General features: G+C 71.3%; 18 protein-coding genes. 11 read left to right on the forward strand and 7 right to left on the reverse strand.

Annotated features, from left to right (window positions below):
- Position 1 precedes the first annotated feature (1 nt).
- Both HC031_RS24355 and HC031_RS24360 read left to right on the forward strand, forming a co-directional pair.
- Positions 2 to 1,078 carry an ABC transporter ATP-binding protein gene (locus HC031_RS24355; protein WP_167927735.1) on the forward strand — a complete coding sequence of 359 codons (1,077 nt, stop codon included), beginning with the start codon at positions 2 to 4 and terminating at the stop codon, positions 1,076 to 1,078.
- Between the two features lie 29 nt (positions 1,079 to 1,107).
- Positions 1,108 to 2,226 (forward strand): dipeptide ABC transporter ATP-binding protein, encoded by a 1,119-nt coding sequence (locus HC031_RS24360; RefSeq protein WP_167927736.1) that lies wholly within the window; start codon positions 1,108 to 1,110, stop codon positions 2,224 to 2,226.
- A gap of 55 nt (positions 2,227 to 2,281) precedes the next feature.
- On the opposite strand, the gene HC031_RS24365 is transcribed toward HC031_RS24360, so the two are convergent.
- The 4 genes from HC031_RS24365 to HC031_RS24380 all read right to left on the reverse strand — a co-directional run bounded on the left by HC031_RS24365 (position 2,282) and on the right by HC031_RS24380 (position 6,314).
- Entirely contained in the window at positions 2,282 to 2,644 is a 363-nt protein-coding gene (locus HC031_RS24365) for a hypothetical protein (protein ID WP_420813677.1), read from the reverse strand.
- Complete coding sequence (locus tag HC031_RS24370; RefSeq protein WP_420813678.1) at positions 2,536 to 3,207, reverse strand: HNH endonuclease family protein; 672 nt, start codon at positions 3,205 to 3,207, stop codon at positions 2,536 to 2,538. The genes HC031_RS24365 and HC031_RS24370 overlap by 109 nt, the downstream gene beginning before the upstream one ends.
- Positions 3,208 to 3,313: 106 nt before the next feature.
- The gene (gene leuA / locus HC031_RS24375) at positions 3,314 to 5,044 is read right to left on the reverse strand and encodes a 2-isopropylmalate synthase (RefSeq protein ID WP_167927738.1); all 1,731 of its coding nucleotides are present in this window, start codon (positions 5,042 to 5,044) and stop codon (positions 3,314 to 3,316) included.
- 325 nt (positions 5,045 to 5,369) lie between these two features.
- Complete coding sequence (locus tag HC031_RS24380; RefSeq protein WP_338090815.1) at positions 5,370 to 6,314, reverse strand: aldo/keto reductase; 945 nt, start codon at positions 6,312 to 6,314, stop codon at positions 5,370 to 5,372.
- Positions 6,315 to 6,427: 113 nt separating this feature from the next.
- Between HC031_RS24380 and HC031_RS24385 the strand changes: the two genes are divergently transcribed.
- Positions 6,428 to 6,790 (forward strand): MerR family transcriptional regulator, encoded by a 363-nt coding sequence (locus HC031_RS24385; protein ID WP_167927739.1) that lies wholly within the window; start codon positions 6,428 to 6,430, stop codon positions 6,788 to 6,790.
- Between the two features lie 22 nt (positions 6,791 to 6,812).
- Here HC031_RS24385 and HC031_RS24390 read toward each other — a convergent pair whose 3' ends face one another.
- A complete protein-coding gene (locus tag HC031_RS24390) occupies positions 6,813 to 7,553 on the reverse strand; it encodes a hypothetical protein (protein ID WP_167927740.1) in 741 nt (246 codons plus the stop codon).
- Positions 7,554 to 7,720: 167 nt separating this feature from the next.
- Here HC031_RS24390 and HC031_RS24395 point away from each other — a divergent pair, with 167 nt between their 5' ends.
- The 4 genes from HC031_RS24395 (at position 7,721) to HC031_RS24410 (ending at position 12,303) form a co-directional block, all read left to right on the forward strand.
- On the forward strand, positions 7,721 to 8,986 hold the full coding sequence (locus tag HC031_RS24395; protein WP_167927741.1) for an aspartate kinase: 1,266 nt from the start codon (positions 7,721 to 7,723) through the stop codon (positions 8,984 to 8,986).
- Between the two features lie 5 nt (positions 8,987 to 8,991).
- Entirely contained in the window at positions 8,992 to 10,050 is a 1,059-nt protein-coding gene (locus tag HC031_RS24400; protein ID WP_167927742.1) for an aspartate-semialdehyde dehydrogenase, read from the forward strand.
- A 120-nt stretch (positions 10,051 to 10,170) separates the two neighbouring features.
- Positions 10,171 to 11,682, forward strand: a complete 1,512-nt coding sequence (locus HC031_RS24405) for a DHA2 family efflux MFS transporter permease subunit (protein WP_167927743.1) — start codon at positions 10,171 to 10,173, stop codon at positions 11,680 to 11,682.
- A 15-nt stretch (positions 11,683 to 11,697) separates the two neighbouring features.
- A complete protein-coding gene (locus tag HC031_RS24410; RefSeq protein ID WP_167927744.1) occupies positions 11,698 to 12,303 on the forward strand; it encodes an acyl-CoA-like ligand-binding transcription factor in 606 nt (201 codons plus the stop codon).
- Between the two features lie 66 nt (positions 12,304 to 12,369).
- On the opposite strand, the gene HC031_RS24415 is transcribed toward HC031_RS24410, so the two are convergent.
- Entirely contained in the window at positions 12,370 to 14,013 is a 1,644-nt protein-coding gene (locus HC031_RS24415; protein WP_167927745.1) for a DNA repair helicase XPB, read from the reverse strand.
- Positions 14,014 to 14,148: 135 nt separating this feature from the next.
- Here HC031_RS24415 and HC031_RS24420 point away from each other — a divergent pair, with 135 nt between their 5' ends.
- The gene (locus tag HC031_RS24420) at positions 14,149 to 14,994 is read left to right on the forward strand and encodes a L,D-transpeptidase (RefSeq protein ID WP_240942897.1); all 846 of its coding nucleotides are present in this window, start codon (positions 14,149 to 14,151) and stop codon (positions 14,992 to 14,994) included.
- Positions 14,995 to 15,038: 44 nt separating this feature from the next.
- Here HC031_RS24420 and HC031_RS24425 read toward each other — a convergent pair whose 3' ends face one another.
- Positions 15,039 to 17,432 carry a helicase-associated domain-containing protein gene (locus HC031_RS24425; protein WP_167927747.1) on the reverse strand — a complete coding sequence of 798 codons (2,394 nt, stop codon included), beginning with the start codon at positions 17,430 to 17,432 and terminating at the stop codon, positions 15,039 to 15,041.
- 200 nt (positions 17,433 to 17,632) lie between these two features.
- Here HC031_RS24425 and HC031_RS24430 point away from each other — a divergent pair, with 200 nt between their 5' ends.
- The 3 genes from HC031_RS24430 (at position 17,633) to HC031_RS24440 (ending at position 18,941) form a co-directional block, all read left to right on the forward strand.
- A complete protein-coding gene (locus HC031_RS24430) occupies positions 17,633 to 17,827 on the forward strand; it encodes a hypothetical protein (RefSeq protein WP_167927748.1) in 195 nt (64 codons plus the stop codon).
- Between the two features lie 11 nt (positions 17,828 to 17,838).
- Entirely contained in the window at positions 17,839 to 18,483 is a 645-nt protein-coding gene (locus tag HC031_RS24435; protein WP_167927749.1) for an HAD family hydrolase, read from the forward strand.
- Between the two features lie 71 nt (positions 18,484 to 18,554).
- The gene (locus HC031_RS24440) at positions 18,555 to 18,941 is read left to right on the forward strand and encodes a cold shock domain-containing protein (protein WP_167927750.1); all 387 of its coding nucleotides are present in this window, start codon (positions 18,555 to 18,557) and stop codon (positions 18,939 to 18,941) included.
- Positions 18,942 to 18,949: the final 8 nt, after the last annotated feature.

An 18,949-nucleotide genomic window follows, 5' to 3' on the forward strand; every position in this document is an offset into this window, starting at 1 on the left:
CATGGCAACCGACCTGCTCGCAAGTGGACAGCCGGCGTCCGGCGGCTCGCGGCCGTCCGCGCCGCGCTCCTTCCTGGACGTGCGCGACCTGCGGATCCACTTCAACACCGACGACGGCGTGGTCAAGGCCGTGGACGGCCTGTCGTTCCAGCTCGACCGCGGCAAGACGCTCGGCATCGTCGGCGAGTCCGGCTCCGGCAAGAGCGTGACCAGCCTCGGCATCCTCGGCCTGCACCGGCACAGCAAGGCGCGGGTCTCCGGCGAGGTGTGGCTCGACGGCGAGGACCTCATCGCCGCCTCCGACGAGCGGGTACGCGCGCTGCGCGGCCAGCGGATAGCCATGATCTTCCAGGATCCGCTCACGGCCATGCACCCGTACTTCACGGTTGGCGCGCAGATCATCGAGGCGTACCGGGTGCACAACAACGTCTCCAAGAAGGTCGCCCGGCAACGCGCCATCGACATGCTGGGCCGGGTCGGCATCCCGCAGCCGGCCAGGCGGGTGGATGACTACCCGCACCAGTTCTCGGGCGGTATGCGCCAGCGGGCGATGATCGCCATGGCCCTGGTCAACAACCCCGAACTGCTCATCGCCGACGAGCCCACCACGGCGCTCGACGTGACCGTACAGGCACAGATTCTCGACCTGATCCGTGATCTCCAGGAGGAGTTCCACTCGGCGGTCATTATGATCACCCACGACCTCGGGGTGGTCGCCGAACTGGCCGACGACATCCTCGTGATGTACGGCGGCAAGGCCGTCGAGTACGGCACCGCTGAGACGATCTTCCGGCGCCCCGAGCACCCGTACGCCTGGGGCCTGCTCGGCTCGATGCCGCGTGTCGACCGGGACGTGCGGGACCGCCTCATCCCGGTCAAGGGCACGCCGCCGAGCCTGATCAACCTTCCGAGCGGGTGCGCGTTCCATCCGCGCTGCCCGTACGTGGGCTACAACGGCATCCCCTGCCGTACCGAGATCCCGACCCTGGCCGAGGGCAGTGACCACGGCGTCGCGTGCCACATTCCGCCGGCGGAGCGGCAGCGGATCTTCTCCGAAGACATCGCCCCGGCGCTGTGACAGCGGATCGCTGCGTAGAAGGAGCACCTGTGCCGACGAGTACACCCCAGACCGAGCGCGCCGCGACCCGCCCGGCAACCGAGAACCTGCTCGAAGTGAGCGGGCTGGAGAAGCACTTCCCGATCACCCGTGGCGCCTTCATCCGGCGCACGGTCGGCGCCGTGCGGGCGGTCGACGGGCTCGACTTCACCGTTCGCACCGGCGAGACGCTCGGCGTGGTCGGCGAGTCCGGCTGTGGCAAGTCGACCACGGGACGCCTGGTCACGCGCCTGCTGGAGCCGACCGGCGGGAAGATCACGTTCGAGGGCCGCGACATCACGCACATGTCGGTGCGGCAGATGCGTGAGCTGCGCCGCGACGTACAGATGATTTTCCAGGACCCGTACTCCTCGCTGAACCCGCGGCACACCGTCGGCACCATCGTCGGCGCGCCGCTGCGCATCCAGAACATCCCGACGCCGAAGGGCCAGAAGCGGGCGGTCCAGGACCTTCTGGAGCTCGTCGGCCTGAACCCGGAGCACTACAACCGGTACCCGCACGAGTTCTCGGGCGGACAGCGTCAGCGCATCGGGATCGCCCGGGCGCTCGCGCTGCGGCCGAAGCTGATCGTCTGCGACGAGCCCGTGTCGGCGCTCGACGTGTCGATCCAGGCCCAGGTCGTCAACCTGCTCGACGACCTGCAGCGCGAACTGAACCTGACGTACATGTTCATCGCGCACGACCTGTCGGTGGTCAAGCACATCTCCGACCGGGTCGCGGTCATGTACCTCGGGAAGATGGTCGAGCTCGCGCCACGGGACGCCCTCTACGCGACACCGATGCACCCGTACACGCTGGCCCTGTTGTCGGCGGTGCCGGTGCCCGACCCGTCCCGGCGTGACAAGGCCCAGCGGGAGCGGGTCCTGCTCACCGGCGACGTGCCCAGCCCGATCGACCCGCCGTCGGGCTGCCGGTTCCGCACCCGGTGCTGGAAGGCGCAGGACAAGTGCGCCCAGGAGGTGCCGCCGTTCGTCGAGCTCGCCCCCGGGCACCGGGTGGCCTGCCACTTCCCGGTGACGGACGCCGAGCGCACCCCGCAGGGCCGGATGGCGGCGCAGCATGCCGCCGCGGAGGTCCCGCCGGACACCGCCGCCGAGCCGGCGCTGTAACGACAGCAGCGACTCGAAGGGGAGGGACGGCCAGGCGTCCCTCCCCTTTTCGTTTTCAGCCCTCGGGCCGGTTGAGCAGGGCGACCGCGATGCCGTGCACCGCGTCGAGGTCGGCCGGCGCGGCCAGCTTGGCCTTGCCGCCGGTGACCGCGTACCACTCGGCCGCGTCCTTGTACTGCACCCGGAGCGTCACGGCGCCGGCGTCGTCCAGCTCGCTGCGCAGGGTGAGATCCCCGGTGACGACGCCGACCTCGTCCGTCATGACCCCGCCGGGGCCGGCCTTGATGTCGGTTGTCCGCTGTTCTGCCACTACTGACACGTCCCCAACATATCGACAAGCGCCTGCTTCTCCGCCGTGGTCACCGTCAACTGCCAGTACCGCTTCACGGTGATCCAGTTTTCGGCGTACTGGCACCAGTACCCCTGGTACGGCGGCTTCCACTGTGATGGATCCTGGTCACCCTTTGCCCTGTTGGTCGTCAATGAAACGGCTACCAGCTGTGGTCGGGTGAGGTCGTTGGCGAACTGGGACCGCTTGTCGTCGGTCCACGCGTTGGCCCCGGAGCGCCACGCGTTCGCCAGCGGAACCACGTGGTCGATGTCGAGCTTGGCGGCGTCGGTGACGGTCTTGTGGTCGTACGGGCTGAGCCACTTTCCGCCGGTGGCGTGGCAGCTCGTGCTGGTCGTGACCGATGTGCCGTCCCGCTTGAGGACGTACTCCCGGGTGTCGCAGCCGTTGCCCTGCTGCGTCCAGTGTGGGAAGCGGTCGCGGCTGTACCCGGCCATCGACCGTGGCGCGGCGACGGTCAGCGCGTCGAGGTCGGCGCGCGCCTGGGACGCGTCGCCGCTCGCGGCGGACGTGGGGCTGTCCGAGACGGCGCCGCCCGGAGCGGAGCCGTTGGGGACGCAGCCGGTGGCCGACAGAGCTGCGGTGAGGACGAAGGCGGCGGCGAGCCGGCGAGGGGTACGCATACCGCCAATGTGGAGGAGACGTACGCGCGGCGGCCAGCACAACACGGCCACAGCTTTTGGGATCTTGGACACGTGGCGGGGTCATAGGCCCGCCACGCGTCCAAGATCTGCGTGCTTACGCCCGGTTGACGGCGCTCACGACCGCGCGCAGCGAGGCCGTCAGGATGTTGGCGTCCACACCGACACCCCAGTACGCCTGCCCGCCGACCGAGCACTCCACGTACGCCGCCGCCTGCGCGTTCTCACCCGAGGTGAGGGCATGCTCGGCGTAGTCGAGCACCCGTACGTCGAGGTCGACGCCGGACAGTGCGTTGACGAAGGCCTCGATCGGGCCGTTGCCCCGGCCGTCGAGCGCGTGTCGCGCGCCGTCCAGCTCGATGACCACCGACACCTCGACCTTGTCGTCGACCGTGGCGCTGTTGTAGTCGCGCAGCGCCAGCCGCCCCGGCCGCAGGTACTCGCCGGCGAAGATGTCCCACATCTCCTGCGGGCCGACCTCGCCGCCCTCGTCGTCGGTGTGGCGCTGGACGACACCGGAGAACTCGATCTGCAGCCGGCGCGGCAGCTCCAGCTGGTGCTCGGACTTCATGATGTACGCGACGCCGCCCTTGCCGGACTGCGAGTTGACCCGGATGACCGCCTCGTACGAGCGTCCGACGTCCTTCGGGTCGATCGGCAGGTACGGAACACCCCATTCGCAGTCATCGATCGAAATCCCGGCGGCGTCAGCGGAACGCTGCAGCGCTTCGAAGCCCTTCTTGATGGCGTCCTGGTGGGAGCCGGAGAAGGCGGTGTACACCAGGTCCCCGGCGTACGGGTGCCGCTCGTGTACGGGCAGCTGGTTGCAGTACTCGACGGTGCGCTTGATCTCGTCGATGTCGGAGAAGTCGATCTGCGGGTCCACGCCCTGGCTGAACAGGTTGAGCCCCAGCGTGACCAGGTCTACGTTGCCGGTGCGCTCGCCGTTGCCGAAAAGGCAGCCCTCGACCCGGTCGGCGCCGGCGAGCAGCCCCAGCTCGGTGGCGGCCACGGCGGTGCCCCGGTCGTTGTGCGGGTGCAGCGACAGGATGACCGAGTCGCGCCGTGGGAGGTTGCGTGACATCCACTCGATCGAGTCGGCGTACACGTTGGGCGTCGCCATCTCGACGGTGGCCGGGAGGTTGACGATGAGCGGCCGGTCCGGGGTGGGCTGCAGCACGTCGATGACGGCGCTGCACACCTCCAGCGCGTAGTCGAGCTCGGTGCCGGTGTACGACTCGGGGGAGTACTCGTAGAAGATCTCGGTGTCCGGGGTGATGGCCTCGGCGTACTTCTGGCACATCCGCGCACCGCTGGTCGCGATGTCGGTGATGCCGGCCTTGTCGAGGCCGAACACGACCCGTCGCTGCAGTGTCGAGGTGGAGTTGTAGAAGTGGACGATCGCGCGCTTGGCGCCGCGCAGCGATTCGAACGTCCGCTCGATCAGGTGGTCCCGGCACTGCACCAGCACCTGGATCGTGACGTCGTCCGGGATCATGTCCTGCTCGATGAGCTGGCGGACGAAGTCGTAGTCGGTCTGGCTGGCCGACGGGAAGCCGACCTCGATCTCCTTGTAGCCCATGGCGACGAGGAGGTTGAACATCCGCCGCTTGCGCTCGACCGACATCGGGTCGATCAGGGCCTGGTTGCCGTCGCGCAGGTCGACCGCGCACCAGCGGGGAGCGGTGTCGATGTGGCGCGACGGCCACCGCCGGTCGGGCAGATCGACGGCGAACTGCTGGTGGTACGGCTGGTAGCGGTGGACGGGCATCCGGCTGGGACGCTGGCGTGCAATGGGGTCGACGACGGTCGATTCTTGATCAGACATGTGGTCCTGCTCCCGGTGTCATGAGATGTGGGCACGATCCGTTCGATGGGATCTCGAGGGGATCGACCGGCTGCGCTCGGAGCTCTCAGGCGGTGGCGCGCGTGCACTCCGCGACGAGGTGCCGGCCGGATGGGGCCTCGTCGCGGCACGGAAGAAGAAGGGTCGCCTGCCACATGACGCCTGCCACGGTACACCTGTGCAGGTGGCGATGTCAGGGGCCGTCCGGTTGCCAACTAGTGATGTACGTCCTGCTCAGGGCGTTTTGGGGTCCGGGCCATGGAAGTCTGGCTCACATGTTGGGATCGACCGGTGTGACGGGGCGGCGTCAGCCGGCGGCATCCAGCCGGTCGCGTTGGGCATCGGTCAGGCGCAGGGACACGCCGGCGATCGCCTCGTCCAACTGATCGGGGCTGCTCACTCCCACGATCGGGGTCACCGCCGGCCGTCCGCCGGTCAACCAGGCGAGCACCACCTGGTTGCGGCTCACCCCGATCTCGCCGGCCACGTCGTCGAGCGCCGCGAGCCGGCGCGCCGTTCCCGGGTGGTCGTAGCTGTCCGGCAACGGCCGGTCCGCCCGCGTGTACGCGCCGCTCAGCAGCGTGCGGTACGCCCACAGCGCCAGGCCCTCGGTCGCAGCGTAATCGAGCGTCTCGTCGGTCGCCGTACCGAACCGGTGGTTGGGATCCAACCGGATATCCGGCCTGGCCGACAGGTACGTGTGGTGCAGTTGCAGTGCGCGGTAGGCCGCCCGGCCGTCGGCGGCGGCGGCGAGCCTACGCGCCTGTTCCACCCGCCACACCGGGTGGTTCGACGCGCCCAGTTGGAGCACGGAGCCCGCCTCGACCAGTCCGGCCAGCGCGCCGACCGTCTCCACCAGCGGGACGGACCGGTCCTCCATGTGCGCCCAGTACAGGTCGATGTGGTCGGTGCGCAGCCGGCGCAGGCTGGTCTGGCAGCCGGACCTGATGGTGTCGGCCGACAGACCCTCCCGGTGCCGCGGCCACTGGCCCGCGGCGGTCGGCTCCGCGCCGACCTTGGTGCTGATGAACACCCGGTCCCGCATGCCGGGCCGGGCCGCGAGCCAGGCGCCGATGACCCGCTCGCTCGCGCCGCCCGTACCGATCGGGCCTTCCCAGAAGCAGTAGCAGTTGGCCGTGTCGATCATCGTGCCGCCGGCGTCGACGAACCGGTCCAGCAGGTTGAATGAGGTCCGCTCATCCTGTCGGGTGCCGAAGAACATCGCTCCCAGGGCGAGGTTCAGTCGCTCCACCGTGCCTCCTTTGTCGTCGTAGGTGTTTCAGGCTGGTACCTGGAGCGCGCTCCAGGTCAAGCGCGGCGGAAAGGGGTTGGCAGGGCGGGAACGTGCGGGCAGGGTGTGACGCCATGGGGAGCTACGCACCGGGCGAGGCCGCCGAGAGGAGCGGCTTCTCCCTCGACACCCTGCGCTACTACGAGCGCATCGGCCTGCTCACCTCGGTACGGCGCACCGCCGGGGGACAGCGCGTCTTCACCGACGACGACCTCAGCTGGCTGGGCATCCTGCGGTGCCTGCGTGACACGGGCATGCCGATCGCCCGGATGTGCCGCTACGCGGAGCTCAGCCGGGGCGGCGAGGAGACCATGCCGGAACGGCTGGCCCTGCTGGCGGAGCACGACCGGGCGGTCGAGCGGCAGATCGCGCGGCTACGGGCCCAGCAGGAGCACATCAGGGAAAAGATCCGGTACTACCGCACGCACGCCGTCTGAGGTGACCCCGGACCTCCTCCGGCTACTGGCCGGAGGAGGTCGAGGTGGGCGCGGCGGCCGCCAGCAGCGAGTCGCCGGAGACGGGCGCCGGTGGCTGGACCGACGCGGGCGGCGGCGACACCGGCGCCGCGAGGACGAGCGTGCCGAAGTCGGCCTTCGCGCCGGTGAGCGTGCCGTCGGCGTCGTAGCAGTAGACACCGGGGTCGACCGGTGGGGTGAGCGCCGCCGAGTCGGACTCCACCGAGAAGCAGGTGCCCCGCGCTCCCGTCAGGAGCGGGGCGACCGCCACCGACAGCGCCGCCCGCCGGTCGGTGAGCGGGTCCAGCCAGTCGACGAACGGGTGCTGCACCCGCGGGTCGGCCCACGCCGGCAGCGACCCGTCCGGGGCCTTCGCGCACGCCGGGTTCGCACCGGAGGTCCGGCACTGGAACAGGCCGTCCTTGTCGCCGACGAGAGCGATGTCGGCCTTCCCGCCGAGCGCTCCGCCGGGGACGTCGACGCGCCACGAGCCGTCGCCGGCCAGGGCGACCGTGACGGTACGCGGCGCGCCCACCGTCGGGCGGTAGGTGTACCCGGCGGTGAAGCGGTGGTCCTTCGCCGTCGCGACCAGCCCGGCCAGCTGGGTGCGCGCGTCCAGCTGCGGCGCCGACGTGGCCGGCTGCTCATTTGCCGTGGTCGATGGGGTGGCGGCCGGGGCGGCGCAGCCGCTTGTGATCACAGCCACCAGGACGAGGGGGACGGCCGGAGCCGTGAGGCGGCGCATCGGGCCATTCTCACCGATGTGCCGGTCGGATGGTGGGAACGCCACTGCGGGCGGGTCCGGGCCGCCGGTACGCTCTCTGGAGTCCCACATGCGCCGCCGGCTGCGTGTCCGCACCGCAGACATCAGACCACCGGCGGCGTTGGCACGTGTGAAGGGAGCTGACCGACGTGGCGCTGGTCGTCCAGAAGTACGGTGGCTCGTCAGTAGCAACCGCCGAGCGCATCAAGCGGGTTGCCGAACGCATCGTGGCCACCCGCAAGGCGGGCAACGAGGTCGTGGTGGTCGTCTCCGCGATGGGCGACACGACCGACGAGCTGCTGGACCTGGCCCACCAGGTCAGCCCGCTGCCGGCCGGCCGTGAGCTGGACATGCTGCTCACCGCGGGTGAGCGCATCTCCATGGCGCTGCTGGCGATGGCGATCCACAACCTCGGGTACGAGGCCCGCTCGTACACCGGATCGCAGGCCGGGGTCCTGACGACGTCGACCCACGGCAAGGCGCGGATCATCGACGTCACGCCGGGGCGCCTGCGCGGCGCGCTCGACGAGGGCGCGATCGCGATCGTGGCCGGCTTCCAGGGGGTCTCCCAGGACACCAAGGACATCACCACGCTCGGGCGGGGCGGCAGCGACACGACGGCGGTGGCGCTCGCCGCGGCGCTGCACGCCGACGTCTGCGAGATCTACACCGACGTCGACGGGGTCTTCACCGCCGACCCGCGGATCGTGCCGAACGCCCGGCACATCAAACAGATCACGTACGAGGAGATGCTCGAACTCGCGGCGTGCGGCGCGAAGGTGCTCATGCTTCGCTGTGTCGAGTACGCGCGGCGGTTCGGGATGCCGATCCATGTGCGCTCGTCGTACTCGAACAACCCAGGCACGATGGTGACCGGCTCGATGGAGGACGTTCCCGTGGAACAGGCAATGATCACTGGTGTCGCCCACGACCGGAGCGAGGCGAAGATCACGATCGTCGGGGTGCCCGACGAGCCGGGCGCCGCCGCCCGCGTCTTCGAGACCGTCGCGAGCGCCGAGAGCAACATCGACATGATCGTGCAGAACGTGTCGACCGAGGCCACCGGGCGTACCGACATCTCCTTCACGCTGCCGAAGACCGACGGCCCGGCCGCGATGGCGGCGCTGGGCAAGGTCCAGGACAAGATCGGCTTCAAGGGCCTGCTCTACGACGACCACATCGGCAAGGTCTCGCTGATCGGCGCCGGCATGCGGTCGCACCCGGGCGTGGCCGCGACCTTCTTCGCGTCGATGGCCGACGCCGGCATCAACATCGAAATGATCTCGACGTCGGAGATCCGCGTCTCCGTGGTGTGTCGCGACACCGACCTGGACGCGGCCGTCCGGGCCGTGCACGACGCGTTCGAGCTTGGTGGTGACGAGGAGGCGGTCGTCTACGCCGGGACCGGGAGGTGACCTCCGTGCGCCAGCTGCCCACCCTGGCCGTGGTCGGGGCGACCGGAGCGGTCGGCGCCGTCATGTGCGAGCTGCTCTCGTCACGCAGGAACGTGTGGGGCGAGATCCGGCTCATCGCGTCGGAGCGCTCGGCCGGTAGGACGGTCGTGGTCCGCGGCGAGGAGCTGACGGTACGGGCGCTGGCGCCGGAGGTCTTCGACGGCGTGGACGTCGCGATGTTCGACGTGCCGGACGAGGTCTCCGCGGAGTGGGCGCCGCTGGCCGCCAAGTACGGCGCCGTCGTGGTCGACAACTCGGGCGCGTTCCGGATGGACCCGGACGTGCCGCTGGTGGTGCCGGAGATCAACCCGGAGCAGGTGCGCAACCGGCCCAAGGGCATCATCGCCAACGCCAACTGCACGACGCTCGCGATGATCGTCGCGATCGCGCCGCTGCACCGCGAGTACGGGCTCAAGGAGTTGGTGCTCGCCAGCTACCAGGCCGTCTCGGGCGCTGGCAAGGTGGGCATCGACACCCTGCTGGCACAGCTGGACAAGGTCGGCGGCGACCGTACGCTCGGCTCCCGCTCCGGCAACGTGCGCCAGGTCGTCGGCGACGACCTCGGCCCGTTCCCGGCGCCGCTGGCGCTCAACGTGGTCCCGTGGGCCGGCTCGCTGCGTGATGCCGGCTGGTCGAGCGAGGAGCTGAAGATGCGCAACGAGTCGCGCAAGATCCTCGGCCTGCCCGACCTGAAGGTCTCTGCGACCTGCGTACGCGTGCCCGTGGTGACCGGGCACTCGGTGGCGGTGCACGCGGTGTTCGGTACGGAGGTGGACGCCGAGGGCGCGCGCGAGGTGCTCCGCCACGCGCCGGGTGTGATCCTCGTCGACGATCCGGCGGCCGGCGAGTTCCCGATGCCGATCGACGCCGTGGGTACCGACCCGTCCTGGGTCGGCCGGATCCGGCGCTCGCTCGACGACCCGCGCGCGCTGGACCTGTTCGTGACCGGCGACAACCTGCGCAAGGGTGCGGCGCTGAACACCGCTCAGATCGCCGAACTGCTCGCGGCGGAGTTCTCCCGCTAGTCCACATCCCGCATATCGCGATCTCGGGCGTCCGGCTTGAAGCCGGGCGCCCTTTGTTGTCCCCGAATATTCTGACAGCTACTCTCATTTTCTATTCACTATCAGATAGGAGTAGCTGCCATGTCTGCCACTCGTCGCTGGTGGGCGCTCGCCGCGATCATGCTCAGCATGCTGACCATCGGGTTCGACGCGACGATCCTCAACGTCGCGCTGCCCACCCTCGCCACCGCGCTGCGCGCCGGCACCGATGGCCTGCAGTGGATCGTCAACGCGTACACCCTGGTCTTCGCCGGGCTGCTGTTGCCGATGGGCGCCCTCGGCGACCGGTACGGGCGCAAGCGCCTGCTACTCGTCGGGCTGGCGCTCTTCGGTGGGGCGTCGGTGGTCGCCACCTATGCCGGGTCGGTCGGCGCGTTGATCGCCGCCCGCGCCCTCATGGGCCTCGCCGCCGCCGTGCTGACCCCGATCGGGATGGCCGTACTCCCGGTGATGTTCGCGCCGCACGAGCGGGCGAAGGCGATCTCGTACGCCGCTATCGGCATGGGCGTGGGCGTCCCGCTCGGCCCGATCATCGGCGGCTACCTGCTGCGCCACTTCTGGTGGGGTTCGATCTTCCTGGTCAACGTGCCGGTGGTGGTGTTCGCACTGCTCGCCATCGGCGCGCTGGTACCCGAGTCGCGAGATCCCGCGCCGCGCCGCGTGGACGCGCTCGGCGGCGCGCTGTCCACGCTGGGCCTGATCGGCTTCGTGTACGGGGTCATCGAGGTCCCGCGCCGCGGCTGGGGCGACCTGCTGGTGGTCGGGTCGATCGCGATCGGCGTCGCGCTGCTCGTTGCTTTCGTGGTCCGGGAGCGGCGTACCGCGGAACCGATGATCGACCTCTGGCTGTTCACCCGCCCGCGGTTCCTGTGGGGCGGCGTCGCGATGACCGTCGCGTCGTTCGCGCTGTTCGGGCTGCTGTTCGTGCTGCCGCAGTACCTGCAGGACGTGCGAGGTAACGACGCGCTCGGCACCGGGGTGCGGCTGCTGCCGATGATGGCGGGGCTGATCGTCGGTTCCCGGGTGAGCGAAGTGATCGGTCGCAGCCTCGGCGAGAAGGTACCGGTCACCGCCGGCCTGCTGGTCATCGCCGGTGGACTTGCCCTCGGCGCCACCACGGGCGTCGACAGCGGGTACGGGCTCGCGGCGAGCTGGCTGTCGATCGTGGGGTTGGGTACCGGCCTGACCCTCGCGCCCGCGATGGACGCGGTCCTCGGCGACCTGCCGCCCGAGCGCGCCGGCGCGGGCAGCGCCTTGACCATGGCACTGCGCCAGGTCGGTGGGGCGCTCGGCGTCGCGCTGCTGGGCAGCCTGCTGGCCGGCGCGTACGCCGACCGGGTCGTGGTGGCCGGCCTCCCCAGGCAGGCAGCGGACGCCGTCACGGGCTCCGTCGCGGGCGCTGTGGCCGTCGCCGGCCGGCTGCACGACACCGTGCTGGAGGCGAGCGCGCGGGCCGCGTACGTGCGCGCCATGGACCTCGTGCTGGTCGCCTGCGGCAGCGTGGCGCTGCTCGGGGCGGTACTCGCGGCCGTGTTCCTGCCGGCCCGTGCCACGCCGCCGGTCCCGGAGCGTGATCGGATCACCGTCCGGTAGGGGACAATCGTCGGCATGGGCTCACCTGGGCTGCGGGAACGCAAGAAGCAGAAGACGCGCTGGGCGATCCAGGAGCATGCGCTGCGCCTGTTCGCCGAGCAGGGTTACGAGGCGACCACCGTGGAGCAGATCGCGGCCGCGGCGGAGGTGTCGCCCAGCACGTTCTTCCGCTACTTCCCGACCAAGGAGGACGTGGTCGTCCAGGACGAGTACGACCCGATGCTGATCTCGGCGTTGGAGTCCGCTCCGGCTGAGCTCGCGCCCGTGCCGGCGGTGCGGCACGCCATCCACACCGCGTTCGCGCAGCTGGGCCCGGCTGACACCGCGAAGGTCCTGGAACGAGGGCGGCTGTCGATGTCGGTGCCCGCGCTGCGCGCCCGGGTCGTCGAGAACCTCACCGGAACGATCGACGTGCTCGCCGGCCCGCTGGCGCGCCGCTCGGGCCGGGAACCGGACGACTTCGCGGTACGCGCGCTTGCCGGCGCCTGTCTGGGCGCGCTGCTCGCAGCCGTGTTCGCCTGGCTCGAAAGCAACGGGGAGCAGGACCTGCCGGGACTGATCGACGAGGCGCTGGCCCATCTGGAGTCCGGGTTCCTCACCCAAGATCCGCGCAAGGCGTGACTTCTTGCTGCTGTCCGAGCGGCGGAAGCAGCACAGTGCGCACCATTGTGTAGATCTTGAGGGCCGTCACGCCGACAGCACGTCGTCGGCGTCGACGATGCTGTACGCGTAGCCCTGCTCGGCCAGGAACCGCTGCCGGTGCGCCGCGTACTCGGTGTCGATCGTGTCCCGCGCGACCACCGTGTAGAAGTGCGCCTGCCGCCCGTCGGCCTTCGGCCGCAGCACCCGGCCGAGGCGCTGCGCCTCCTCCTGCCGCGAGCCGTACGTGCCCGACACCTGGATCGCCACGGCCGCCTCGGGCAGGTCGATCGAGAAGTTGCCGACCCGTGAGATCACCAGCGTGGACAGCTCGCCGGCACGGAAGGCGTCGAACAGCCGCTCGCGCTCCTTCGTCGTCGTCGCGCCCTGGACGACCGGCGCGTCGAGGTACTCGCTGAGCTGGTGCAACTGGTCGATATAGGCGCCGATCACGAGGACCTGATCGCCGGCGTGCTTGTCGACGATCGCCTTCACCACCGGCAGCTTGGTACGGGCCGTCGCGGCCATCCGGTACCGCTCCTCGGGCTCGGCCGTCGCGTACGCCATCCGCTCCTCTTCGGTCAGCGTGACCCGCACCTCGGTGCAGTCGGCCGGCGCGATCCAGCCCTGCGCCTCGATGTCCTTCCACGGCGCGTCGTACCGCTTCGGGCCAATGAGGCTGAACACGTCGCCTTCGCGACCGTCCTCGCGGACGAGAGTGGCGGTGAGACCGAGCCGGCGGCGGGCCTGGAGGTCGGCGGTGAACCGGAAGATCGGCGCGGGAAGCAGGTGCACCTCGTCGTAGATGACCAGGCCCCAGTCGCGGGCGCTGAACAGGTCCAGGTGCGTGAACGCGCCGCCGCGACGGGACGTCAGCACCTGGTACGTGGCGATCGTGACAGGCCGGATCTCCTTGCGCTCCCCGGAGTACTCGCCGATCTCGTCCTCGGTCAGCGAGGTGCGCGCGAGCAGCTCACGCTTCCACTGGTGGCCGGCGACCGTGTTGGTCACCAGGATCAGGGTGGTCGCCTTGGCCTCCGCCATCGCGCCCGCCCCGACCATCGTCTTGCCCGCGCCGCACGGCAGCACGACCACGCCCGAACCGCCGGCCCAGAAGGAGTCGACCGCCTCGCGCTGGTACGAGCGCAGGCTCCAGCCGTCCTCCGTGAGGCTGATCGGGTGCGCCTCGCCGTCGACGTACCCGGCGAGGTCTTCGGCCGGCCAGCCCAGCTTGAGCAGCGCCTGCTTGAGGCGCCCCCGCTCGGACGGGTGCACCGCGACGGTGTCGGCGTCGACCTTCGCGCCGAGCATGCCGGCGAGCTTCTTGGACTTGGCGACCTCGATCAGCACCGCCCGGTCGGACGCCTGCAGGACCAGGCCGTGCGTGGGGTGGTTGGCCAGCTGCAGCCGGCCGTACCGGTCCATCGTCTCGGCGACATCGACCAGCAGCGCGTGCGGCACCGGGTAGCGCGAGAAGCGCAGCAGCGCGTCCACCACGCTCTCGGCGTCGTGCCCGGCGGCGCGGGCGTTCCACAGCCCGAGCGGCGTCAGCCGGTAGGTGTGCACGTGCTCGGGCGAGCGCTCCAGCTCCGCGAACGGCGCGATGGCCATGCGGCAGGCGCCGGCGTCCGGGTGGTCGACCTCGAGGAGCAGGGTCTTGTCGGACTGGACGATCAATGGGCCGTCGGTCAAGGGGACCTCCGTGGAAGACAGACGTTCCAGTGTGGCACGGGGCGCCAGGACGGTGCCGGAGAAAGGTCCACTCCGCGTGCAACCTCCGACGGGGGCATGGGCGTCTTCAGTCACGACGGTCACGAGGAGGGACAGATGGCAGGTAGGCGCAGGCCCTGGGGTGCGATCACGATGGGCGTGGTCGCCGTGGCCGTCGCGGTGGGGGCCGGGGCGTACGTGTTCGGGTCGGCCCGGGCGGCCGCCGCGCAGCAGCCGCTGCCGGGCGCCGCGGCCGGCGCGACGGGGGCGAGCACGTCACCCGACCCCGCCCCGTCCGGCTCCGGGAAGGCCACGCCGTCGCCCGCCGGGACGGCCGAGGCGGCGGTACCGCCCGGGTGCCTGGGCGGGGACCACCAGCGCGCTGTCGAGACCGCCCTGGCGCGGCTCGACGGCTACTCGTCCGTGGCGGTCGACGGCGTGCAGACGGCGCCGGACTGCGAGTTGATCAAGAAGTTCCAGACCAGGTACGGCATCAGCCCGGCCGCCGGCCGGGCGGGCCCCACCACCGCCGATGTCGCACGGCGGCTGGCCGCCAGCGCCGACGCCGACGAGCAGGGCAGGTGCCGGGTGCGTGGCACGGGGACGACGATCTGCGTCGACCTGACCCAGCAGACGGCGTGGGCCATCCGGGACGGCGCGCTGGTGTGGGGGCCGACGGTCGTGCGTACCGGCATGGGCGGCGGCTACCAGACCCCGACCGGCACGTACGAGATCTACTCCCGGGCCGAGCGCGAGTGGTCCGTGCCCTACAAGGTCTGGCTGCCGTACTGGCAGGCGTTCAACGGTGGCATCGGTTTCCACGAGACCACCACGTACCTCCACGACGGCTCGCTCGGTTCGCACGGCTGCGTCAACCTGCTGCACGCCGACGCGGTGGCGCTGTGGAACGCGGCCGGCGTCGGCGCGACCGTGAAGGTGTTCGGCAACCGCCCGGGTACGTGATCCTGAAGGATTTTCCGTGTCCCCGCACGGAAAATCCTTCAGGATCACGGAGAGGGAGATTCCTCCGGGACCGCCGCGGTGATCCGGTGCAGCGCGAACGTGTGGAGCATCTCGGTCCGCTCGTCCTCGGCGCGCAGGTAACCGGCGCCCATCGACACCGGCCGTACCAGGCGGGAGTTGGTGGCGCCGTGCGCGTCGACGTAGCCGACCCATACCCGTGCCTTGTCCCGCAGCGCCTGTTGGAGCACGGCCATGGCCTGCGCGTGGGCCTGGGCGCCGGCCAGCCCGGCGGATCCGGGCTGCGACCGTACGGTCGTCGGCGCCCGGCGGGCCGCCCGCGTCGCGGCGTCCCCGCGCCGTAGCTGCTCGACGATGCCCGCGAGCCGGGCCGGCGTGAGCCTGGGCTGGTTGCGCGGGTCCTCGATCCGGCGCGACGGCGCGGCGGGCCGGGCGGGCGCGCGCGGCGATCGCGGCCGGCTCAGCACGGCGGCGCCGGTGGCGTCCTCCGGAACGGGCGAGTAGCCGGCCTCGCGGAGCGCGGCGAGCAGCCGGGCGGGCGCGTACGGGCTGATCAGCACGGTGGGCGCCAGCCGCCGCAGGCTGAGCATCGCCAGCCGCCGGTCGGCGAGCACCTCGGCCAGCAGCGCCTCGTCGTCGCCGCGCAGGTAGGCCCCGGCGGAACCGACCCGCAAGCCGCCGTGGCGGCGCGACACGTCGTCGACGAGGTACGTCAGCGCCTGCGGAACGGGGGTGCGCGACCGCCGCTGGAACAGGGCGTGCAGGTCGGCCGCGACGTATCCGCTGTCGAGCGCCCGGCGTACCGAGTCGGGCGTGACCCGGTAGACGCTGGGCGACTCGGCGTCGGCCACCAGCGCCAGCTCACCGGCCAGTCCGGGCTCCGGCGGGCCGGGGACGACCACGGTCAGGTCGGTCTGTACCAGCACGTGGTCGACCGGCGCCGGAAGCAGGGCGTCGAGCGCTTCGAGCGCCCGCGACGGCGGCTCGTCCGGTCCGATGCCCAGGGGGTCGGCGTCCGGGTCGGCGCGGTCGGCCGCGTCGACCTCGGCCAGCAGCCACCGGGCGTACGAGGTGAGCGCCCCGAGCCCGGTGAACCCCAGCGTGGCCGCCTCGGACAGGGCGGCGTCGTACCCGGCCGAGGCCGCGGCCCGGCCCATCCGGCGCGGGGCCCGCCAGGCCAGCACCGACCGGAGGTCATCGGGGGTCGGCGCCGTGCCGGGTGGAAGGTCGGCCAGGACGCCGAGGATCGCGCGGCGCTGGGCCGGCGCGCCGACCCGTTCGACGTCGTTCGACAGCGCTGGCAGCAGCCGCTCACGGTCGTCGCGCTGGCCTACCAGGCTCGGCATCCGGGTCATGAGCAGCCAGGCCTGTGCCAGGCGCGTCCACCGCTGCGCGAGCGTGCCGATCCGCCAGGTGTCGTAGCCGGCTGCCGGTAGGACCACCGCGTCGCCGGTCTCGCCGCCGGACTCGCCGAGCAGGCCGGCCGCGTAAGCCACCTCGAGCAGCAGCGCGGCGTCCGGCTCGGTCAGCCCGATGGCGCGGGCCAGCCGACGCAGCTCACGTACCCCGAGCCCGCCGGAGCGCAGGATGGGTGCGGGGTCGGCGGCGAGCGCCTCGGCGAGGGCCTCGGCGTTGCGTACGGCCTCCATCGCCTGTCCGGCGCCGGCCCGGTCGGCGGCGGAGATCTCGCGTACCGGCGCGTCGACCTCGGGCGGTGTCGGGTGCAGCTCGCCGAGCGGCCCGGTCTCGCGCCGCAGCAGCAGCGAGATCTCGCGGGGCAGTTCGACCGTGTCGCCGCCGGTCGGCACGAGCAGGTGCCGGGTGACCAGCCAGCGCACGGGCGAGTCGGAGTCGGGGTCATTGAGCACCGCCCGGTTGGCCGTGCCGATCGGCGGGCCGGCGGCGAGCCGATCGAGGACCGCGCGGGCGGCCGGGGGCGCGGCCAGCAGGGTGCGGCGCAGCCGGGCCGCGTCGGAGACCAGGGCCGCCGCTGCCGGGCTCAGCTCGTCGGCGGGCCGGCCCAGACCCGAGGGGTACGGGGAGCAGACGTCGTCCACGCCGTCCGACAGGTGCAGCGTCGCGTCCGACCCGTAGATGATCGCCAGCTCGCGCAGCCGGCCGAGCGCCTCGCGTACCCGGGTTTTGTCGACGCCGCCCTCGCCGGTCAGCAGCAGGACAGCCTCGACCGAGGTGGTGGCGGTCTGCGGGTCACGGGTCACGCGTACCGCGTCGAGCACTTCGAGGGTGAACCGGTCGAGCGCGTCGAGGGAGCGGGCGACCGACAGCCGCGACTGGGCGCGTACGGCGAGCGCCGAGATGTCCCCCGGTACGGGCATGACGAGGTCCGGACGCAGCGCGATGAGCGCGGCTAGCTCTTCGTCCGGAAGTGCGCGCAGGTGATCGGCGAGTGTGACGGCCATCGTGAATTACGCTAGCCGGCCGCCCGTGACTTGCGACGGGCGGCGACCCGGACGGCGCGTCGCGACGTCCATCCGGGCCTGTGATTTCAGCCTCATCCCGCCCCGTTCACTGGTCGGGACCGCGCGCTGGGCGGTGGGATTGCCGACCGGGCCCAGCGGGTCGTGGCAGACTACCCGGGCTGCGTGACGAAAGGATCGAGATGTCTTCTTCGGTGGTTTCCGGCAACGCCGGCAAGAAGGGCGCCGTCAAGGACGGGCACCTTCCGGTGAACGAGTTCCTGTCGGACCGGCCGGCCTCGGCGTCGCCGTTCGGCGACGACCAGACCTTCCCGCTGCCGGTGAGCAGCCTGGTCTACCTGCACCCCAGCGAGAACCCCTGGGCGAAGGGTCACTGAGAGCGGCATCGATGTCGACCCAGCCAGCCCTGACCGTCGGGTTCGACCTCGACATGACGCTGATCGACAGCCGGCCGGGGATCGCCGCGGCGTACCGGTCGCTGATGGCGCGTACCGGCGTGTACATCGACGTCGAAGCCGCCGTGAGCCGCCTCGGCCCGCCGTTGACCCACGAGCTGGCCAACTGGTTCCCGCTGGAGCGGATCGACGAGGCGGCGGCGATCTACCGGTCGCTGTACCCCGATGAGGCGATCGCACCCACCCTCGCGCTGCCCGGCGCGGCGGAGGCCATCGCGGCGGTACGCGCGGCCGGCGGCCGCGTCGTCGTGGTCACGGCCAAGCGGGCACCGCTCGCCCGGCTGCACCTGGATCACCTCGGGTTGGCCGTCGACGACCTCGTCGGCGACCTCTGGGCCGAGGGGAAGTCGGTGGCGCTGCGCGCGCACGACGCGCACGTCTACGTCGGCGACCACATCGCCGACATGGCCGCCGCGCGCGGCGCGGACGCGACCGGCGTCGGGGTCACGACCGGCCCGTGCGACGCCGACGCGCTCCGGGCGGCCGGCGCGACCGAGGTCCTGCCCGACCTGCGGGCCTTTCCTGCGTGGTTGGGAAGTGACGGGATCTCGGTTGGTCCAATGAGCACAACTAGATAGCCTTGTGTCGGGTGCCCGGTCTGGCGACGAGCGGGCGGTTGTCCCTTCGAATCAGAAGTAGAGGGCGAGCAGTGCCGACGGGGCGTGTGAAGTGGTACGACACGGACAAGGGCTTCGGTTTCCTGACCCGTGACGACGGTGGCGACGTGTTCGTGCACAAGGCCGCCCTGCCGACCGGCGTGGCCGACCTCAAGACGGGCCAGCGCGTCGAGTTCGGCGTCGTGGAGAGCCGCAAGGGCAACCAGGCGCTGCAGGTGAAGCTGCTGGAGGCCCCGCCGTCGGTGGCGGAGCTGCGGCGGCGGCCGGCCGAGGAGCTGCACGGCCTCGTCGAGGACATGATCAAGGTTCTCGAGGCGAAGGTGCAGCCGGAGCTGCGGCGTGGCCGCTTCCCCGACAAGAAGACCGCGCGCACCGTCGCGGAGCTTGTGCACGCGGTCGCCCGGGAGCTGGAGATCTGAGCCCGCGC

The organism is Planosporangium thailandense (genome assembly GCF_011947195.1).
Classification (GTDB): domain Bacteria; phylum Actinomycetota; class Actinomycetes; order Mycobacteriales; family Micromonosporaceae; genus Planosporangium; species Planosporangium thailandense.

Coding starts and splice junctions, on each gene's coding strand:
- HC031_RS24355 (WP_167927735.1), top strand. CDS start 2: ATGGCAACCGACCTGCTCGCAAGTGGACAGCCGGCGTCCGGCGGCTCG.
- leuA (WP_167927738.1), bottom strand. CDS start 5,044: ATGTCTGATCAAGAATCGACCGTCGTCGACCCCATTGCACGCCAGCGT.
- HC031_RS24385 (WP_167927739.1), top strand. CDS start 6,428: ATGGGGAGCTACGCACCGGGCGAGGCCGCCGAGAGGAGCGGCTTCTCC.
- HC031_RS24390 (WP_167927740.1), bottom strand. CDS start 7,553: ATGCGCCGCCTCACGGCTCCGGCCGTCCCCCTCGTCCTGGTGGCTGTG.
- HC031_RS24405 (WP_167927743.1), top strand. CDS start 10,171: ATGTCTGCCACTCGTCGCTGGTGGGCGCTCGCCGCGATCATGCTCAGC.
- HC031_RS24410 (WP_167927744.1), top strand. CDS start 11,698: ATGGGCTCACCTGGGCTGCGGGAACGCAAGAAGCAGAAGACGCGCTGG.
- HC031_RS24420 (WP_240942897.1), top strand. CDS start 14,149: ATGGCAGGTAGGCGCAGGCCCTGGGGTGCGATCACGATGGGCGTGGTC.
- HC031_RS24425 (WP_167927747.1), bottom strand. CDS start 17,432: ATGGCCGTCACACTCGCCGATCACCTGCGCGCACTTCCGGACGAAGAG.
- HC031_RS24430 (WP_167927748.1), top strand. CDS start 17,633: ATGTCTTCTTCGGTGGTTTCCGGCAACGCCGGCAAGAAGGGCGCCGTC.
- HC031_RS24435 (WP_167927749.1), top strand. CDS start 17,839: ATGTCGACCCAGCCAGCCCTGACCGTCGGGTTCGACCTCGACATGACG.